15 protein-coding genes are annotated in these 18,868 nt (G+C 45.1%); all 15 read right to left on the bottom strand.

Annotated features, from left to right (window positions below; translation table 11 throughout):
- Positions 1–26: 26 nt before the first annotated feature.
- The 15 genes from ACW6PM_RS12000 to ACW6PM_RS11930 all read right to left on the bottom strand — a co-directional run bounded on the left by ACW6PM_RS12000 (position 27) and on the right by ACW6PM_RS11930 (position 18,734).
- Positions 27–1,472, bottom strand: coding sequence for a CdaR family protein (locus ACW6PM_RS12000; RefSeq protein ID WP_456057309.1), 1,446 nt, complete (start codon positions 1,470–1,472; stop codon positions 27–29).
- Complete coding sequence (cdaA, locus tag ACW6PM_RS11995; protein ID WP_308650570.1) at positions 1,438–2,343, bottom strand: diadenylate cyclase CdaA; 906 nt, start codon at positions 2,341–2,343, stop codon at positions 1,438–1,440. The genes ACW6PM_RS12000 and cdaA overlap by 35 nt, the downstream gene beginning before the upstream one ends.
- Positions 2,344–2,372: 29 nt before the next feature.
- Positions 2,373–3,410: a hypothetical protein gene (locus tag ACW6PM_RS11990; protein WP_456057308.1), complete on the bottom strand. Its 1,038-nt coding sequence runs from the start codon at positions 3,408–3,410 to the stop codon at positions 2,373–2,375.
- A 9-nt stretch (positions 3,411–3,419) separates the two neighbouring features.
- Positions 3,420–3,830, bottom strand: a complete 411-nt coding sequence (locus ACW6PM_RS11985) for a hypothetical protein (RefSeq protein ID WP_308650572.1) — start codon at positions 3,828–3,830, stop codon at positions 3,420–3,422.
- Between the two features lie 11 nt (positions 3,831–3,841).
- Positions 3,842–4,246: a hypothetical protein gene (locus ACW6PM_RS11980; RefSeq protein ID WP_308650573.1), complete on the bottom strand. Its 405-nt coding sequence runs from the start codon at positions 4,244–4,246 to the stop codon at positions 3,842–3,844.
- Positions 4,247–4,260: 14 nt separating this feature from the next.
- The gene (locus ACW6PM_RS11975) at positions 4,261–5,013 is read right to left on the bottom strand and encodes a ComF family protein (RefSeq protein WP_456057307.1); all 753 of its coding nucleotides are present in this window, start codon (positions 5,011–5,013) and stop codon (positions 4,261–4,263) included.
- A 119-nt stretch (positions 5,014–5,132) separates the two neighbouring features.
- The gene (mreB, locus tag ACW6PM_RS11970; RefSeq protein WP_055062136.1) at positions 5,133–6,131 is read right to left on the bottom strand and encodes a rod shape-determining protein; all 999 of its coding nucleotides are present in this window, start codon (positions 6,129–6,131) and stop codon (positions 5,133–5,135) included.
- A 115-nt stretch (positions 6,132–6,246) separates the two neighbouring features.
- On the bottom strand, positions 6,247–9,099 hold the full coding sequence (uvrA, locus tag ACW6PM_RS11965) for an excinuclease ABC subunit UvrA (RefSeq protein ID WP_456057306.1): 2,853 nt from the start codon (positions 9,097–9,099) through the stop codon (positions 6,247–6,249).
- Between the two features lie 41 nt (positions 9,100–9,140).
- On the bottom strand, positions 9,141–11,123 hold the full coding sequence (gene uvrB / locus ACW6PM_RS11960; protein ID WP_456057305.1) for an excinuclease ABC subunit UvrB: 1,983 nt from the start codon (positions 11,121–11,123) through the stop codon (positions 9,141–9,143).
- A 192-nt stretch (positions 11,124–11,315) separates the two neighbouring features.
- The gene (gene secA, locus ACW6PM_RS11955; protein WP_456057304.1) at positions 11,316–13,886 is read right to left on the bottom strand and encodes a preprotein translocase subunit SecA; all 2,571 of its coding nucleotides are present in this window, start codon (positions 13,884–13,886) and stop codon (positions 11,316–11,318) included.
- 508 nt (positions 13,887–14,394) lie between these two features.
- On the bottom strand, positions 14,395–14,655 hold the full coding sequence (locus tag ACW6PM_RS11950; protein ID WP_448753738.1) for a TIGR03905 family TSCPD domain-containing protein: 261 nt from the start codon (positions 14,653–14,655) through the stop codon (positions 14,395–14,397).
- A 541-nt stretch (positions 14,656–15,196) separates the two neighbouring features.
- Positions 15,197–15,775 carry a dipicolinate synthase subunit B gene (locus ACW6PM_RS11945; RefSeq protein WP_308668264.1) on the bottom strand — a complete coding sequence of 193 codons (579 nt, stop codon included), beginning with the start codon at positions 15,773–15,775 and terminating at the stop codon, positions 15,197–15,199.
- Complete coding sequence (locus ACW6PM_RS11940; protein ID WP_456057303.1) at positions 15,751–16,557, bottom strand: NAD(P)-dependent oxidoreductase; 807 nt, start codon at positions 16,555–16,557, stop codon at positions 15,751–15,753. The genes ACW6PM_RS11945 and ACW6PM_RS11940 overlap by 25 nt, the downstream gene beginning before the upstream one ends.
- A 297-nt stretch (positions 16,558–16,854) precedes the next feature.
- Complete coding sequence (locus ACW6PM_RS11935; RefSeq protein WP_456057302.1) at positions 16,855–18,174, bottom strand: aspartate kinase; 1,320 nt, start codon at positions 18,172–18,174, stop codon at positions 16,855–16,857.
- A gap of 74 nt (positions 18,175–18,248) precedes the next feature.
- On the bottom strand, positions 18,249–18,734 hold the full coding sequence (locus ACW6PM_RS11930; protein WP_308650582.1) for a metallophosphoesterase family protein: 486 nt from the start codon (positions 18,732–18,734) through the stop codon (positions 18,249–18,251).
- Positions 18,735–18,868 lie beyond the last annotated feature (134 nt).

Genomic DNA, 18,868 nt, shown 5'->3' with positions numbered 1-18,868 from the left:
ATTACCTCTTTTCGGTTATATATCTATCAATGCGATGAACTGTCAGAGCCGTTATTTCCGGTGTTTCCTGACGAGCTGCTGCCCGATGACGTGCCTCCTGTTGTCGAGCCACTGCCGCCGGTGCCCTGGGATGATGAACTTCCTGTTGTCGAGCCTGATGTTGTTCCTGTACCATCTGTGCCCGTTGTGCCGTCTCCGTCACCTTCCCTGCCGATAACTATCTGGACCTTTATCTCGCCCCATGTGTACTTTGTCTCATCCAGATTCGGCTTTACCGTCACTGTATGCGTACCTGCATCAAGGCCTGTCACGTCAATTTTACCCTTCAGTGTAGTTCCTGAAAGTGTATCTATATCAGACTGGGTGCCGCTTACTATGACACTGCTCTTATCTGTAACAAATGTAAGCTTATATCCCTCCTGCAGTCCGTCATAGGTGATATTTGAGCTGTTCAGCGTCATGGTTGAAGTCGCATTTGTTTCTATCTTTATGTCGATACTGAGCTTTGACTTGGATGAGCTCACTATAAAAACTCCATCCGGCAGATATCCTGTCAGATCAACAGATGTATTTATATCGTCTGTTGCGCCCGATATATCGATTGGTCCCACATCTATAGATGTGATATTGTTCAATGCCTCTGCGTTACCCTTGAGCATAACAGAATCTTCTGAGAGCTCCACTCCGAGTACGCTCTTTCCTCCTGCCGGTGAGCCTGTCGTCGTACACTTGATAGGCACCTCCTTGGTGCTTAGGACATCAACTGTCACTGCTATAGACTGATACTGGCTATCCACATCAAGCTTTGATATATCGACCTCATCACCGTTATCATCAATAAGCGTAAGGTCACCACGGTCAGTAATCTGATTATCTGATATGATGGTATTGTCATCAACCTTTATATTAACATTGGCAGACGCTATAGTCGAAACAATAGACTCAGGGCCTCCGACCTTTACAACCTTTGGATTTGCCTGAGGGTTGTTTCCCAGTGCTTTCGCACCTGAGAGGCTTCCATCCACTGACACCTTTACCTCAAACTGCTTCTGCATATATTTTTCAACCGACAATGAGAGCATATGATCTCCGCCGTTGAAGGTAATCGAATGTCTGTACTTGGTGCATCCGATGTCCACCTTTACACTCGCCTTATTTGTATCATCCTTATCCACTATGATATTTGCAAGGTCGACATTTGCGTAAAAATCGGAATCATCAAGCTCATTCAGATAGCTTCTCTTGCCTGATACCGAAAAGCTGATGGTCTTTTCAGAATCCTTGATGGTAGGCCATAATCCCTTGTCAACAACTGCATCACGTCCGGTGACTGTGACTGTTGTAGTAAACGTCTTTGTCTTGACAGGATCATTGAGATTGTAGACCACAAGCCAGAGTATAAATGCAAATGCTATCGCAAGTATTTTAAAGCCTATATTATTTGTGAAGGTTTTTAGAAGCTTCTTTCCCATTCTTAAACCTCCTTTTAATTAATTCAAACTTTCCCGGCTCCCTGTGTCTGTTCTGTAGGAGCTTAAGCTGTGTACGCAGATGATCGGCATCTATATCGTGCTCAATCTGTCCCTTGTATGCCGTAGAAACTGCTCCGGTCTCCTCTGACACTATGATGGTCAGTGAATCACTCACCTCGCTGACTCCGACCGCCGCACGGTGCCTGGTTCCCAGATCCTTTGAGAGTGCCATGCTGTCAGATAACGGAAGATAGCATGTAGCTGACACTACACGGTTACCACGCACGATAACCGCTCCATCATGAAGCGGTGTGTTTTTCTCAAATATATTGATAAGGAGCTGGCTTGTAAGTATGGCATCCACATCTATTCCTGTTCTGATGTACTCTCCCAGATTAATCTCATCCTCCATAACTATCAGCGCTCCTGTCTTTACCCTGCCCATCGCAAAACATGCACGCACCAGCTCGTCGATTGTCTTGTCAGAGAATTTCTCTGTCTCACCCTTGCCTGTATTGAAAAAATCACCCAAAAAGGTCTTGCCGCCGATATTCTCCAGGGCATTTCGGAGCTCAGGCTGAAAAATAACAACAAGTGCCACGAGACCTACATTGAAGAGCTTCTCAGCAAGCCACAGTATCGTATCCATCTGGAACAATGCCGCAACAAGTACAAACAACAGTATGATAATAAGACCCTTGAACAGATTCCATGCCCTCGTAGTCTTTATCCACAGAAGTAAATGATAGAAGAGCACTGAAATAATAAGTATCTCTATAATGTCTATCACACCGATTTTGATGCCCGGCACATTTGTGAATGTAAGGAACTGATCCTTGAAGCGTATCAATACACCGCTCACATTATCCATAGCGCTCTCCTTTCTCTTATACTATGTAACTATTTGTCATCCTCAAATATATTTTCGTCTATTTCGAGATCTTTTGCAATAGCCTCTTTGCTTATATTTTCCTGATTGTGTCTTGGAATTTTCTTTCCAAGGCTTCCTGTATTGCCAAAGTGCTTTACAACCTTTTCCTCCTTGGCAATCATCTTCTTTGGAACTGCCTTGACATAATAGTAATATTCGTCATCCTCAAACTGTACGTTTTCCGTACGTGCATAGTCGAGATTCATAAATATAAACTGTATGACAACTCCTGCAAAAATAGCAGCTGCAGTACTGAGTACAAGCCAGATTATCCTCTCCGGCAGTCCGAGCACCAGATATGCTACAACAAGTGCAACAAACTGTATGAGCCCTCCGGCTATGGTGGCAACAGTCCATGAATTGTTGATTTTCAATCGTCTGACCTGATACACCACCAGTGTGGTGATAACAAAGATTGCCATAACTATAAACATCTCTTTGTTGTCAAGAAGCTGTCCCATTGTCACATTGAGCTTTGTAGTGCTCTGCCCCTTTTTGTCTACCACCTCTGCAAGCGCTGATGCATTCTGTCTGATTCCATCCAGAAAATAGTACAGCAGCGTGCCGCATATTATTGCAATAACCGAATAAGCTCTTCTTAAAAGGCCTGCTGCAACCGGCAGAACAGATGGTATGTGAAGCTGAAAGCATATAGGTGTGAGTATCACAAGCATGCCGTCCTTCGGTGCAAAACGGAAATAAACAAAATACAATACCAAAAAAAGTACAAATGTGATAGCAAAAACCTCTACAGACAGCGCGTACATATCTAAAAGTATCATAATCGAAGCTATCCAGAGTATTGCATTCACCGGAAGCAGTGCACACACAAGTGCTAAAAGCAGTGCCACAAGCACCGAGCTGATTTTCGCCATATAGCCGATATTCAAATCTATTGTTATAAATGCGATAAATGCAACGACAAACCTCACAACCGGAAGTATAAAGTGCTCATACTCACCGCAAAATTTGACTGCCTTATCCTTAATTTCCAGTAACTTGTTCATAAAGCCTCCCTAACGCTTAATTTTTTCCTCACGGGAATATATCCTGCCTACTGCCTTCAGATGATTTGCGTACCTGCGCACTTCCCTTCTGCCGGCCTTATATCTTGCAGTATACACCACAATTGTGACAAAAATGTAAATCGCCATAAACGCAATATACAGTATGCCTATTGTGACACCTATTGTCTTAAAATCAAGCTTATTGATTCTGTCCAAAAGCTCTCCTGCATTGACAGCAACCCACATCACAACAAGCCCTGCAAATGCGAATGTACCTGTAAAAAAGCTTTTTAAGCCCTCTTTCCATATATAGTCCCATCCGTAGTAGCTTGCGGACTGCTTCTGCACACGGCTGTCGTCGCTTTTGCTGTCACAAAGAGCAATATTAAACAGTTCCCTTACCTTTTCTTCGTTAATCATAAATCAACCTCTTACCTGATGTATCTCATGCGGTTTTTATCATCCTGCTGCCACAGCTGCTTATCCTGACTCTTTGGCGTGTCAAGCGCACTGCGGAGTGTGTTTGTGAGCTTAGTCTTACACTCCTCACAAAACCTGCCTGTGCGTATCATCCTGCCACAGTTCTCGCATGGTATACCATATGATGAATCCGGTGAAAATGAAAGTCTCTCCTCGCGTATCCACCTGTTTATCTGCTTCATGGATGTATCCGTCTCCTTGGCCACTGTCTCAACCGGCACATTTGGATTATCCTCAACAAATTTCTTTACTATATCAAATTTCTCATCCATTTTCTTCTGGCAGTTCGGGCAGTACTGCTCATCCGACAGCACGTTAAATATTCTGCCACAGCCCTTGCAATTAGATATTCTCATCTGATAAAACCCTCCTAACTTCCCTGTCCTATGCAAATACACAGCACATATACGCGGCCCGTACATTTCTTTGCTATCTCATGTCCGATTGACTCCGCCGTACTGCCTGTAGTATATATATCATCTACTATTAGTATTTGGTCATATTGTACAATACTATCCGCCACTTGAAAAGCCCCCTCGAGACAATTTCTGCGTTCAACATACCCCATTGTCTTGAGTGGACTTGTATTTTTCACTCTGCGCACAAGTCCTTTTGCCATCCTTATGCCTGTTTTTTCGGACAATGCCCTTGCAAAACACTCTGCCTGGTTGTAGCCTCTCCGGCGCATTTTTTTACGGTGCATCGGCACCGGAATAATAATATCTATCCCGCAGCCCTGTATCCATTCCGAATACCTTTCCACTGCTGTCTGTGCAAAATAAGCCGCATACTCACGTCTGTTTGAATACTTAAACCTGTACATGGTCTGCTTTATGCTTCCCTTGTATGCAAAAAGGGCTTTACCCTGCCTGTAGCTGTCATTTTCCCGCATCAGCCTGTGATGCTCGAGTGCACGGGCGCAGTCATCACAATACTCTCTTTGTTCAGACAAAACCGGCTTTCCACAGCGCATACACTGCGGCTGCTCCACCGGAAACAGCTTTTCACAGCAGCTGCCGTGTATATATTTCTCAACCGGACCAATTATCCCATCACATACCGGACAGCGCGGTGGAAATACCAGATTGATTACGCCTCTCCCAATATCCTTTATTTTGTTCACTAATCCCCCTGACTGTAATATCCCCATTTGTAACTATATTAACAAAAAAGCGACAATACATTCCTGCAATGCAGGGACATATCATCGCCCTCACGGCCGCCTGTTATAAAACGTATATTCTAGAATTCTTCGTCTCTCTTGCCTGCAAGGAACTCTACATACTTTCCTGTACCGATAGCAACACATGTCATAGGCTGCTCTGCAGTCATTGTATTGATGCCTGTCTTTTCCTCGATGAGCTCCTCAAGACCTCTGAGCAGTGAACCGCCTCCTGTAAGCACGATTCCTCTGTCTGCGACATCGGCTGCAAGCTCTGGTGGAGTTTTTTCAAGCACTGAGTGTACTGCCTCAACTATCTGAAGAGTTGCCTCACGAAGTGCTTCCTCTGTCTCCTCTGAGCTGACTGTAATAGTCCTTGGAAGTCCTGTTACAAGGTTTCTTCCTCTTACCTCAATTGTCTCCGGCTGTGCAAGAGGGTAGCATGTACCGATCTTGATTTTGATATCCTCGGCTGTTCTCTCTCCGATGAGCAGATTGTGCTTCTTTCTCATGTAGCGGACAATCGCCTCATCAAAATCATCTCCGGCTATCTTTATAGATGTGCTGACTACTGAGCCACCGAGTGAGATAACCGCTATATCTGATGTACCGCCTCCGATATCTACTATCATATTTCCGCATGGCTTTGAAATATCAATACCTGCTCCGATTGCAGCTGCGATTGGCTCCTCGATAATCTTTACATCTCTGGCTCCTGCTGCAAATGTAGCATCCTCAACAGCCTTCTTCTCAACCTCTGTAACGCCACTTGGCACACATACGCTCACGAGAGGCTTTCTGAAGCTCTTCTTGCCGAGTGCCTTCTGGATGAAGTGCTTGATCATCTTCTCTGTAACTGTATAATCTGAGATAACACCCTGGCGCAGCGGTCTGACTGCTACGATATTGCCCGGTGTCCTTCCGAGCATGAGACGTGCTTCCTCTCCGATTGCCTTAATCTTGTTGGTGTCCCTGTCAAAGGCTACTACTGAAGGCTCCTTTAACACAACACCCTTTCCTTTTATATAAACAAGTATACTTGCTGTTCCTAAATCGATTCCGATATCTGATCCGACCATTTTAATAGCCCCTTTCCTGCCATATCTTTAAATTTACACATACACTCTCTTATTATATACAATAAATCCCATTTTTCAAACTTTTTTTTTGAAAAAGGTCATATTTAATAAAATTTTAAAGTTTATCCTGGTCTTTTTCCAGATATGGCTTCAAAAAACGGCCTGTATATGACTGTTTTACCTCGCATATCTCCTCAGGCGTACCCTGAGCTATGACGGTTCCGCCGCCGTCTCCTCCCTCAGGTCCCATGTCTATGATATAGTCGGCTGTCTTTATCACATCGAGATTGTGCTCAATAACAACTACTGTATTGCCTCCGTCCGACAGCCTGCGCAGTATCTCAACAAGCTTGTGTACATCTGCAAAGTGTAGTCCCGTGGTCGGCTCATCGAGTATATAGATGGTCTTTCCGGTGCTCTTTCTGCTAAGCTCTGTGGCAAGCTTGATACGCTGGGCCTCACCACCCGAAAGCTCTGTGGACGGTTGTCCGAGCTTCACATAGGATAGTCCGACATCATAGAGTGACTGGATTTTGTTTTGGATTTTTGGCACATTTTTGAAAAACTCAAGTGCCTCCTCCACTGTCATATCAAGTACATCGTATATGCTCTTGCCCTTGTACTTTACGTCGAGCGTCTCCCTGTTATATCGCTTGCCTCCGCATACCTCACACGGCACATATACGTCAGGCAGAAAATGCATCTCTATCTTAAGAATTCCGTCTCCGCCACATGCCTCACAGCGACCACCCTTTACATTGAAGCTGAAGCGGCCCTTTTTATAACCCTTTGCCTTAGCATCGGGTGTGGATGCAAAGAGGTCTCTTATCATGTCAAACACACCTGTATATGTGGCAGGATTTGAGCGGGGTGTCCGGCCTATAGGTGATTGGTCGATATCTATTACCTTGTCAAGCTGATCAAGGCCGTCTATTCCATCGTGGTCTCCCGCGATACATCTGGCTCTGTTTAAGGATTTCGCCAAATGCTTGTAAAGTATCTCATTGGTCAGCGAGCTCTTTCCCGAGCCTGACACACCTGTGACACAAGTCATGATGCCAAGAGGTATCTGCACATCAATATTTTTCAGGTTATTCTCCCTGGCGCCTCTTATCGTGATATATCCGCTCGGCTTACGTCTCTCCTGCGGCACCGGTATCTTTATTTTGCCGCTCAGATAGGCTCCTGTGAGTGATTTTTTACACTTTATGATGTCCTTTAACGATCCTGCTGCCACTATCTCTCCGCCGTGTGAGCCGGCTCCTGGGCCTACATCCACGATATAATCTGCGGCACGCATGGTATCCTCATCATGCTCCACCACTATGAGTGTATTGCCCAGATTCTTAAGATTCATAAGTGCGCTAAGCAGCTTGTCATTATCCCTCTGATGTAAACCAATGCTTGGCTCATCAAGTATATATGCCACACCGACAAGCCCCGAGCCAATCTGCGTGGCAAGCCTGATTCGCTGTGCTTCTCCACCTGAGAGACTCGCTGTACCTCGGGTAAGAGTGAGGTAGTCGAGACCAACCTGCTGCAAAAATCCAACCCTCGCGCGGATTTCCTTTAGTATCTGATCCCCTATAAAGTGCTGCTGCTCTGTAAGCTCTATTTCAGAAAGGAACTTTACGAGCTCCTTCACTGACATGGAGGTCATCTCATATATATTCTTATCTGCAACCGTGACGGCAAGTGACGAAGGCTTGAGCCTCTGCCCCTTGCAGCTCGTACACGGAGTGATGCGCATAAACTGCTCATATTCCGCCTTTGCCGTATCAGAAAATGTCTCCTTGTAACGACGCTCAACATTGTCCACAAGACCGTTCCATATGAGGTCATAGACGCCCTCGCCTCTCTGGCCCTTGTATCTGACCTTGAGCACTCTGCCGTCTCCACCGTAAAACAGCAGCTTTTTCATATCCGCAGACAAATCATCAATCGGCACATCCAAAGGAAGTCCATAGCCCTCATGTAATGCACGCAGTGTCGCATAGGTGTAGCTCTTTGGGTCTGTACATGACTGCCAGCCCATCACCTGGATGGCACCCTCTGATATGGAAAGCGATGAGTCAGGCACCATAAGCTGCGGGTCAAACTCCATCTTATAACCGAGTCCGTAGCAGGTCGGACATGCTCCGAACGGATTGTTGAAGGAAAAGCTTCTCGGCTCAACCTCATCTATGCTTATGCCACAGTCCGGACATGCAAAGTTCTGTGAAAAAGTCATCTGCTCGCCATCTACGATATCAACTATGGCATTGCCCTCTGTCAGTTCAAATACATTTTCAAGTGAATCCGTAAGCCTCTTCTCTATGCCCGGCTTTACAACCAGACGATCCACTACTATGTCAATATTGTGCTTTATATTTTTCTCCATCGGGATATCCTCGGAGAGCTCATACATGCTGCCATCTACAATCACACGCACATATCCGCTTTTTTTGGCTCTCTCGAACAGCTTTTGGTGCTCGCCCTTACGTCCTCTGACCACCGGTGCAAGAAGCTGGATACGTGTGCGCTCAGGCAGTGCCATAACAGCATCAACCATCTGGTCTATAGTCTGCCTTGTAATGGCACGCCCGCACTTCGGACAGTGTGGTATTCCAATTCTGGCATAAAGCAGCCTGAAGTAATCATATATCTCTGTGACCGTTCCGACGGTGGAACGTGGGTTCTTGTTGGTGGATTTCTGGTCAATAGAGATGGCAGGCGGAAGTCCCTCTATAGACTCCACATTCGGCTTCTCCATCTGTCCTAAAAACTGACGCGCATACGATGAAAGTGACTCCATGTACCTGCGCTGTCCCTCCGCATATATGGTATCAAATGCTAACGATGACTTGCCCGAGCCTGAAAGCCCTGTAAAAACAACAAACTCATCTCTTGGTATATCGAGACTGACGCACTTTAGATTGTGCTCACTGGCACCTCTTATTTTGATGTATTTTCTTTCTTTTTTTGCCATAATTTGCGTTCCTCCAAATTGCTTCCAAATATCATAAGCTTTTATCGCATATCCCTCAGTGTGTTTTTCAGCATGATAAGCTTATCCCTGTACTCCGCAGCTGCCTCGAAATTGAGCTCTGCCGCTGCTTTTTTCATCTTCTTCTCTATATCTGTAATGTGCTTCTCAAGCTCTTTTTTACTCATTGACTCCGGATCCTTGTCCAGAGCAGTCTCATCGGCTGCCACCTTCTTAGAGATAGCTATGAGATCACGCACGGATTTCTGAATGGTCTGCGGTGTGATGCCATGAGCCTCATTGTACTCCTTCTGCACCTCTCTACGGCGCTTTGTCTCGTCAATTGCGACACGCATGGAGTCTGTAATCTTGTCCGCATACATGATGACATGACCCTCGCTGTTACGCGCGGCACGCCCTATTGTCTGGATAAGCGAGGTCTCCGAACGAAGGAACCCCTCCTTATCCGCATCGAGTATGGCAACAAGTGTAATCTCCGGGATATCAAGTCCCTCCCTGAGCAGGTTGATGCCGACAAGCACATCAAACACATCAAGACGCAAGTCTCGTATTATCTCTGCCCTCTCGAGTGTATCTATATCTGAATGCAGGTACTTTACCCTGATGCCAAGCTCTGCCATATAGTTTGTGAGATCCTCAGCCATACGCTTTGTGAGCGTGGTGATAAGCACCTTGTGATGGTTTGCGGTCTCCTTATTGACCTCTGATACAAGGTCATCAATCTGTCCCTCGACAGGGCGCACTGATATCTCGGGATCCAGAAGTCCCGTCGGTCTGATAATCTGCTCCACGCGAAGCAGCTCATGCTCATTCTCATACTTATTCGGAGTAGCTGAGACAAAGAGCATCTGGTCTATTTTACCCTCGAACTCCTCGAAATTGAGAGGTCTGTTGTCAAGAGCAGATGGCAGTCTGAAGCCATAGTCCACAAGAGTGGTCTTTCTCGAGCGGTCGCCCGCATACATGCCTCCAATCTGCGGAATCGTGATATGTGACTCATCCACGATTATAAGGAAATCATCCGGGAAGAAGTCGATAAGTGTCATGGGCGGCTCCCCGGGCTTTGCAAAGTTCAGATGCCTCGTATAGTTCTCAATTCCGGAGCAAAAGCCTGTCTCCCTCATCATCTCTATGTCAAAATTGGTCCGCTCTGCTATTCGCTGAGCCTCTATGAGCTTGTCCTCGCCCTTAAAATACTTAACACGCTCCTCAAGCTCTTTTTCTATATTAAGGCAGGCCTCATTTATCTTCTCCTGCGAAACTACATAGTGGGATGCAGGGAATATCATCGTATGCTCAAGTGAGCACTTTACCTCGCCGGTCAGCACATCGACCTCCACTATCCGGTCTATCTCATCACCAAAAAACTCAACCCTGATTGCCGTATCATCGGCATTTGCCGGAAATATATCAAGCACATCGCCATGCACTCTGAAGGTGCCTCGATGAAAATCCATATCATTCCTGGTGTACTGCAAATCTATGAGAGCCCTCGCAAGATCATCCCTGTCTCTCTCCTGACCCGGGCGCAGTGAAATACTCATGCCTGTCCACTCATCCGGGCTTCCGAGTCCGTATATGCAGGAAACCGATGCCACGACAATGACATCCTTTCGCTCTGTGAGCGCTGCCGTGGCCGAAAGCCTGAGCTTATCTATCTCATCGTTTATGGAGGAATCCTTGGCTATGTATGTGTCAGACTGCGGCACATAGGCCTCCGGCTGGTAATAGTCGTAGTAGGATACAAAGTACTCTACTGCATTCTCCGGGAAAAATTCCTTCATCTCGCCATAGAGCTGCCCCGCCAGTGTCTTATTGTGCGATATGATAAGTGTGGGCTTATTGAGCTGCTGTATGACATTGGCCATGGTAAAGGTCTTGCCGGAGCCGGTAACTCCAAGTAAGGTCTCAAACTGGTTGCCCTCCTTAAAGCCCTTCACAAGCTGCTCTATTGCCTGTGGCTGGTCGCCGGTCGGCTTGTATTTTGAATGCAGTTTAAATTCCATAACGCACGCTTCCTCCAAAAAAATCATAAAAAGACAAAGTCAATCATTTATAGTATGCACTTATGCGCTTTATTTTACTACAAAAAATTGACTTTGTCCATAATTTTTAGAACATTCGTTCTTGTCTATTTATTTTATGTTACTGTTCACACCTAACAGTGTGACCGGCAACGATTACAACCTATTTGAAATCTACTTCACACGACCACAGCACTGCTTATATTTCTTGCCACTGCCGCATGGACATGGATCATTCGGATATACCTTCGCTGCTGCACGGCGCTTTGGAGCATTCTGCGCTGACTCATCCTTGTTGGTACCGGAAATCTTGGCAACCTGCTCTCGCTCAACCTTCTGCTCAACCTGTACATGATAGAGCAGTCTGACTGTGTCCTCCTGGATAGCTGAAATCATGTCGTCAAACATATCAAAGCCTGCCATCTTGTACTCTACGATTGGATCTCTCTGACCGTAAGCCTGTAAACCGATTCCCTGACGAAGCTGTGCCATATCATCGATGTGATCCATCCACTTTCTGTCAATTACACGAAGAAGCACGACACGCTCAATCTCTCTGAACTGCTCAGGCTCAGGGAATTCTGTCTCCTTCTGCTCATATAGCATAACGGCCTTTTCCTTTAAGTACTGCTTGAGCTGCTTTGCATTCTTGATAGACTCGATGTCCTCTTTAGTGATTGGCTCCAGCGGAATAACCGGAAGCACAAGCTCGTTGAGCTCTACAAGATCCCAGTCAGCTCTGTCAATTTCCTCGGAAATACATCTGTCAACAGACTTCTCAACCTGCTCCTGAACCATCTTAAGGATAGCATCACGCATGTTGTCACCGTTAAGCACCTTCATACGCTCACTGTAGATAATCTCTCTCTGATCATTGTCCACCTGATCGTACTCAAGGAGGTTTTTACGGATACCAAAGTTGTTGGCCTCGATTTTCTCCTGTGCTTTCTCGATAGCAGAGGTAAGCATCTTGTGCTGGATCTGCTCGCCCTCCGGTACTCCGAGTGCATTGAAAATGCCCATAAGACGCTCTGAACCGAAAAGTCTCATGAGGTCATCCTCAAGTGAGATGAAGAACTGTGACTCACCCGGATCTCCCTGACGACCGGCACGTCCACGGAGCTGATTGTCTATACGTCTTGACTCATGACGCTCTGTACCGATAATCTTAAGACCTCCGACAGCCTTCGCCTCATCGTCAAGCTTGATATCGGTACCACGACCTGCCATGTTTGTAGCTATTGTAACTGCACCGTGCTGTCCTGCAAGTGCAACAATCTCTGCCTCCTTCTCATGGAACTTGGCATTTAATACTGTGTGCTGGATTCCCTCTCTCTTAAGCATGCCGCTCAAAAGCTCTGATGTCTCGATGGTGATTGTGCCTACGAGAACAGGCTGTCCCTTTTCATGCGCCTCTTTAACCGCATCCACAACTGCCTTGAACTTTTCCTTCTTTGTAGCGTATACAGCATCCTGTAAATCAATACGCGCTACCGGCTTATTGGTAGGTATCTCGACAACATCCATGCCGTAAATATCACGGAACTCTTTCTCCTCTGTGAGAGCTGTACCTGTCATACCTGCCTTCTTGTCAAACTTGTTGAAGAAGTTCTGGAATGTGATTGTTGCAAGTGTCTTGCTCTCTCTCTTGACCTTTACATGCTCCTTTGCCTCGATAGCCTGATGCAGTCCGTCAGAGTAACGGCGTCCCGGCATGATACGTCCTGTAAACTCGTCTACGATAAGCACCTCATCATCCTTTACCACATAGTCCTGATCCTTGAACATGAGGTTGTGCGCACGAAGCGCAAGTATGATATTGTGCTGGATTTCAAGATTCTCAGGATCTGCAAGGTTCTCAATATGGAAGAACTGCTCTACCTTTTTCACACCATCCTGTGTGAGGTTTACGACCTTATCCTTCTCATTTACGATGAAATCACCGGTCTCGTCCTGGACAATACCCATGATGGCATCCATCTTTGAATACTCAGGAACGTCCTCACCACGCTTCATCTGTGTAGCCAGAATGTCGCATGCCTCGTAAAGTCTTGTTGACTTGCCGCTCTGTCCTGAAATGATAAGAGGTGTACGCGCCTCATCGATAAGCACTGAATCGACCTCATCGATGATTGCATAGTGGAGACCTCTCTGAACAAGCTGTTCCTTGTAAATAACCATGTTGTCACGCAGGTAATCAAATCCCAGCTCATTGTTTGTGATATATGTAATATCGCAGCCGTAAGCCTCCCTGCGCTCGTCATTGTCCATGCCGCCAAGTACCACGCCGACCTTAAGACCTAAGAACTCATGAACCTGTCCCATCCACTCAGCATCACGCTTTGCAAGGTAATCATTGACTGTGACAATGCACACTCCCTTGCCCTCAAGTGCATTGAGATATGCAGGAAGTGTAGAAACAAGTGTCTTACCTTCACCGGTACGCATCTCTGCAATACGTCCCTGATGCAAAATAATACCACCGATTATCTGTACTCTATAATGCTCCATGCCAAGCACACGCTTAGCAGCCTCTCTTACTGTAGCAAATGCCTCCGGAAGAATATCATCAAGTGTTGCTCCGTCCTCCAGACGCTTTTTAAACTCCCTTGTCTTATCCTTTAATTCTTCATCGGAAAGCTTTCCCATTGCTTCCTTATATGACTCAACCTTGTCAGCAATCGGGTAAATTCTCTTAAGCTCTCTCTCACTGTGAGAACCAAAGATTTTTGAAAATGCGCTCATATTTTTCTCCTATAACTTCAAATTGCCCTTGTACAGGCTCACAATAGTGTTATTGTAACACTTTGAAGATGATTGCACAACCTAAAGGGATGAATGTTTTGTAAACATTTTATAAAAAATTTGCGGGAGTGTCGAGCTTTAATGGAGGGCTTCGCGCGTGGGAGGCTGTGAGGTCTGGGGGAGCACACAGTATATTCCTCATAAAAAATATGAAGTCAGCCACGGCTTTTTGTCCGGACAGGCTGTGTTTTGGTGATAGTGCTTCATGCTATTTAAGTTTATGGAACACCGTGGCAATTCATATTTTTTATTCTGAACACACCGTGTACTTCCCGGATCCACTTTGTTGTGCGCGAAGCATGGCTGGATTATTTTTTTAATTCAAAAGCTCTCCTTATGGGAGAGCTTTTTGGAAATTGCACGTTTGTTATTTTATTTTTTATATAGTGTTTATAGTGTTTAAATATATTTCGTTATACATATAGTCACCATATATGATTTTCCGGTTTTAGTTACTCTTCTGGGCTTCATATGCTTCGCGGCATGCTTTCGCGAGCTGGTCGCCGCAGGATGTATTCTTAAATCCACATTTAATTCCGCCGATTTTTTCCTCTACCTGGGCTACTGTGAGTCCTTCAACGAGCTTTGGAATGGCCTGGAGATTTCCGTTACAACCTCCTGTAAATTTTACGTTATGTACTACATCGCCATCGAGGTCAAGCTCAATCTGTGTTGAACAGGTTCCTTTTGTTTTGTAAATATATGACATATTTTATCCTCCTGTGTTTTCATTTTTGTGTATACATGATTATAACATATATTTTTACATCTTTCCTCTGTTTTTTATATTTTCCAACTCAGTTTTTCAATTCAGAAGCTACTGTTCACACATAACAGTGTGACCGGCAATAATTCAGATTCATAAATCTTTTCTTACTATTTATTTACTATTTACGCCATAACTTATTACACCATAACGTAAAGGACGATTCGCGCGGGCACCGCGGCGGGCTGCATACACTCCGGTGTCCGCGAATAGCGAAGCTGCTTAGATACTGTCGAATTATGCGCATGATACACAGAAATGCCGAGGCATGGACGCCGAGGCAAGGAGAAATCGAGCCATGGATGGCGAGTTTCGACGGTTTCGTTCTCCTATGAAAACCTACAAAGCATAATTTGCACAGTATCTTGGCTGCGCAGCGTAGCGGACACCGGAGTGTATGCAACCCACCGCGGTGCCCGCAAGCAGCGTCCCGTACTACTAATACTGCAGCACTACAGTCTATATGAAGTAATATCCCCCAACTCTAGAGGATTACCGGCTGAATCTGTCGTCCTGCCATCACTTCATTTATTGTGCCGACAACCTGTTTGCCGTCACACACGAGTGAATTCGGCTTCTTCACACAGTCATCCTGCCCAAACGGAACAAAATAAATATTTTTCATGTTCATCAGCTTTCCGATATTCTTAAAGTTGATGCCAAGCGCATCATTTGTGGAAATGCCGATAACAAGCGGTCTGCCGTTTCTCAGATGAGCCTTTGCCGCGAGAAGCACCGGTGTATCCACTATGCCGTTTGCAAGCTTGGCTGCCGTATTTCCGGTACATGGGTAAATCACCATCACGTCGAATAGCTTTCCCGGACCGACACGCTCTGCCTCCTGCAGTGTCCTGATGCCCTCATCCCCTGTAATTTCAGAGATAGTATGCATAAAATCACCGGCCTTTCCAAAGCGTGTGTTCATCATCTGTGCATTGTAGGAATATACAGGTGTCACATGGGCAAAGCTCTCCACAAGCCTCCTTGCAACATCCTTCGTCTTTTCAAAACTACAGAAGGAGCCTGTAATTCCCATTCCTACGGTGCAATCCGAAATAACCATAAGCCCTCCGTCATACCTTTTCTTTTCATACAGTCATAAAGTATTTTCGCACCGGTTTTCGGACAGTATATGCCCGGAAGGCCGAGCGCATGCGTACAGTTTATCTGATATCTCTTACAGGCCTCAAAATCACAGCCACCGGGCTTAGATGCAATATCTATAATTATCGCATCTTTTTGTAAAAGCATGATTAAACTTTCACCTATAACCTTATCCGGCACTGTGTTTATGAGAAACAATGTTTCAGAACAAGCCTTAGCCGGATTATTAAAATCCACCGTTTCATAGCCCTGTTCAGCAGCTTCAAGCCTTGCCTGTTTTCTCCTTGCCATCACCATGACACGCGCTCCCATAGCAGAAAAGATACGGGCCATTGCCTTTCCGCATTTTCCGAACCCGCTCACCAGTACCTTTGAGCCGTATATGCCATGTATGCTTTTTTGTATTGCTATGGACGCAGTGGCCTCGGCCGTGACAATGGCATTCTGCTCTATGACAGTCTCATCTTTCATAAAGTCACAGCCCTTGTCAACACCTGGGAAGCAGTCCGGCATCATGCCGCCCCACACTGCAATATCGTTAATTATTATATTATGTTTTAATTTTTCTATATCACTATTTATAAACTTAAGCTTTGAAAACGGTGTAGGAAACACAATATTCCCAACACGCTCATAATCAATCCCACCGCTATTTCTGCAATCTGTCTGTTCCCCTCCAAGCATATCCGCGAGATATTTTTGCCTCTGGTCAGTAACATATATTATAGTGTCTCTTTGCATAATACTTCTTCCTTTCGCTATAATATATGCACTTTTTCACCTTATGTGAGGGTATTTTGTTTTATCATTTAAAGCATCCTCATAAGGCTTTTCAAAGCTTTACCTATTCAAAAAAATACAGAGTTCGGCATCTATTACGCCAAGCCCTGTATTTATAATACGAATTTAACACCAATTAAATTCTAACTGTTTTTCAATTTATTCTATCCGATTTTTACTTTTATTTAATTCTACATTTAATTTATAAATTGTCCTGTTTTTCACTCCGATTCTAACGGATAATCTCTCCGTAGCTTATTACAGCTGTGTAACAACAAAAATATCGTAGATTGCTTTTATTGCCTTATCAAAGTCATCATTGCTTACACCGATGATGATATTGAGTTCTGATGAACCCTGATCAATCATGCGCACATTGATATTGGCATGTGCAAGTGCAGAGAAAATCCTGCCGGCTGTACCACGGTTTGACTTCATGCCACGGCCAACAACAGCGATAAGCGCAAGGTCTGACTCAAGGTCAATGATATCAGGATGAGCAAGTCTTCTGATTGAGCTGATAACCTGCTGCTCCTTGCCCTCAAACTCTGCCTGATGTACGAATACTGTCATAGTATCGATACCTGATGGCATATGCTCTATAGAGATGCCGTTCTCCTCGAACGCCTGGAGAGCCTTTCTACAGAAGCCCACCTCTGAGTTCATCTTGTCCTTGTCGATATTTACTGCAACGAAGCCCTTCTTTCCCGCGATACCTGTAATGGTATAGTCAGGCTTCTGGCATGTGCTCTCAACGATGAGAGTACCAGGTGCCTCAGGGTCGTTTGTATTTCTGATATTGATTGGGATGCCTGCCTTTCTTACAGGGAAAACCGCATCCTCGTGGAGCACTGATGCTCCCATGTATGAAAGCTCTCTGAGCTCTCTGTATGTAACAACCTTGATTGGCTGTGGATTGTCGATGATTCTAGGGTCAGCTACGAGACAGCCTGAAACATCTGTCCAGTTCTCATACATGCTGGCACGGCATGCCTTTGACACGATTGAGCCTGTGATATCCGAACCACCTCTTGAGAAGGTGACAACCTTTCCGTCAGGTCCTGCTCCGTAAAAGCCCGGAATAACTGCCTTTTCTGTCTTCTCAAGCTTCTTTGAAAGCACCTTGTCAGTCTTTTCTGCATCAAAATTGCCATTCTCATCGAAGAAAATGACTGTTGCCGAATCTATAAACTCATATCCGAGATAGTTTGCCATGATGATTCCGTTTAAGTACTCACCACGTGAGGCTGCATAATCTGCACCTGCCTTTGCCTTGAAATTCTCAGCGATAAGCTTGAACTCCTCATCAAGCGCCAGCTTTAAATGAAGGCCGTTTATGATCGAATCATATCTGTCCTTGATTTTTCTGAGCATAACCTTGAAATCCTGATCCTTCTCAGCCAGATCATAGCATGCATAAAGCATATCTGTTACCTTTGTGTCTTTGGAATTTCTCTTTCCAGGTGCACTTGGCACAACATATTTTCTTGACTCATCGCTTCTTATGATGTCGCCAACCTTTGTGAACTGCTCCGCACTGGCGAGCGAGCTGCCGCCAAACTTTACTACCTTTACCATTTGTCTACTTTTCCTCTGCTTCCTATATAAATAACTGTATTAGCCAATATTATACCGCTTTGATAAATCATTCGTCAATACTCAATATAGTCAACATCCAGCTTCATAACATCGTGTTCTTTGTCAAATGTGATGATACCGTATGACGGCATGCAGCCCCACAGCGGTGCACCGATGCTTCCCGGATTCATCATCGCAAGACCATTGTGCTTATCATAAAACAGCTTGTGTGTATGTCCAAAGAGAGCCAGATCTGCCCCGATCTCCTTCGCATGAAGCTCCAGATGCATATATGACATCTTTACTCCGTATGTATGTCCGTGGCACATGAGTACCTTATAGCCGTCGATATCAATAAGTCTCTCTGTATCTCCCCGTGAAAAATCACAGTTTCCCGGCACATTGACCATGGTTGTATGAGGAAACTCTCTCCTTAGGGCATCCGCATCCACAACGCAGTCTCCCAGATGAAGTATCATATCGGGCTCCTCTCTTTTGACCGCCCGAATCATATTTCCCACATTGCCATGTGAATCACTCAGTACCAAAACTCTCTTCATGCACATCTCTCCTCGTATAATATCTTTTAGATACATAAATACATGTATCTTGGTTAATGAGTTACTAACATAAATATTGTTCAATAGGCTTCGTAAAACCCATGATATAATTGTCCCAGTGTCAATCAGGTAAT

It is taken from the genome of Agathobacter sp., from assembly GCF_977054825.1.
Note: the sequence above shows the minus strand (reverse complement) of the source record. Positions and strands in the feature narration are given on the sequence as shown.

What these genes read in the sequence shown, in the direction of transcription:
- mreB (WP_055062136.1), bottom strand. Translation starts at nt 6,131, where the DNA reads ATGGTCGGATCAGATATCGGAATCGATTTAGGAACAGCAAGTATACTT.
- secA (WP_456057304.1), bottom strand. Translation starts at nt 13,886, where the DNA reads ATGAGCGCATTTTCAAAAATCTTTGGTTCTCACAGTGAGAGAGAGCTT.
- ACW6PM_RS12000 (WP_456057309.1), bottom strand. Translation starts at nt 1,472, where the DNA reads ATGGGAAAGAAGCTTCTAAAAACCTTCACAAATAATATAGGCTTTAAA.
- ACW6PM_RS11985 (WP_308650572.1), bottom strand. Translation starts at nt 3,830, where the DNA reads ATGATTAACGAAGAAAAGGTAAGGGAACTGTTTAATATTGCTCTTTGT.
- cdaA (WP_308650570.1), bottom strand. Translation starts at nt 2,343, where the DNA reads ATGGATAATGTGAGCGGTGTATTGATACGCTTCAAGGATCAGTTCCTT.
- ACW6PM_RS11945 (WP_308668264.1), bottom strand. Translation starts at nt 15,775, where the DNA reads ATGGTTATTTCGGATTGCACCGTAGGAATGGGAATTACAGGCTCCTTC.
- ACW6PM_RS11980 (WP_308650573.1), bottom strand. Translation starts at nt 4,246, where the DNA reads ATGAGAATATCTAATTGCAAGGGCTGTGGCAGAATATTTAACGTGCTG.
- ACW6PM_RS11930 (WP_308650582.1), bottom strand. Translation starts at nt 18,734, where the DNA reads ATGAAGAGAGTTTTGGTACTGAGTGATTCACATGGCAATGTGGGAAAT.
- ACW6PM_RS11990 (WP_456057308.1), bottom strand. Translation starts at nt 3,410, where the DNA reads ATGAACAAGTTACTGGAAATTAAGGATAAGGCAGTCAAATTTTGCGGT.
- ACW6PM_RS11950 (WP_448753738.1), bottom strand. Translation starts at nt 14,655, where the DNA reads ATGTCATATATTTACAAAACAAAAGGAACCTGTTCAACACAGATTGAG.
- uvrA (WP_456057306.1), bottom strand. Translation starts at nt 9,099, where the DNA reads ATGGCAAAAAAAGAAAGAAAATACATCAAAATAAGAGGTGCCAGTGAG.
- uvrB (WP_456057305.1), bottom strand. Translation starts at nt 11,123, where the DNA reads ATGGAATTTAAACTGCATTCAAAATACAAGCCGACCGGCGACCAGCCA.
- ACW6PM_RS11940 (WP_456057303.1), bottom strand. Translation starts at nt 16,557, where the DNA reads ATGCAAAGAGACACTATAATATATGTTACTGACCAGAGGCAAAAATAT.
- ACW6PM_RS11935 (WP_456057302.1), bottom strand. Translation starts at nt 18,174, where the DNA reads ATGGTAAAGGTAGTAAAGTTTGGCGGCAGCTCGCTCGCCAGTGCGGAG.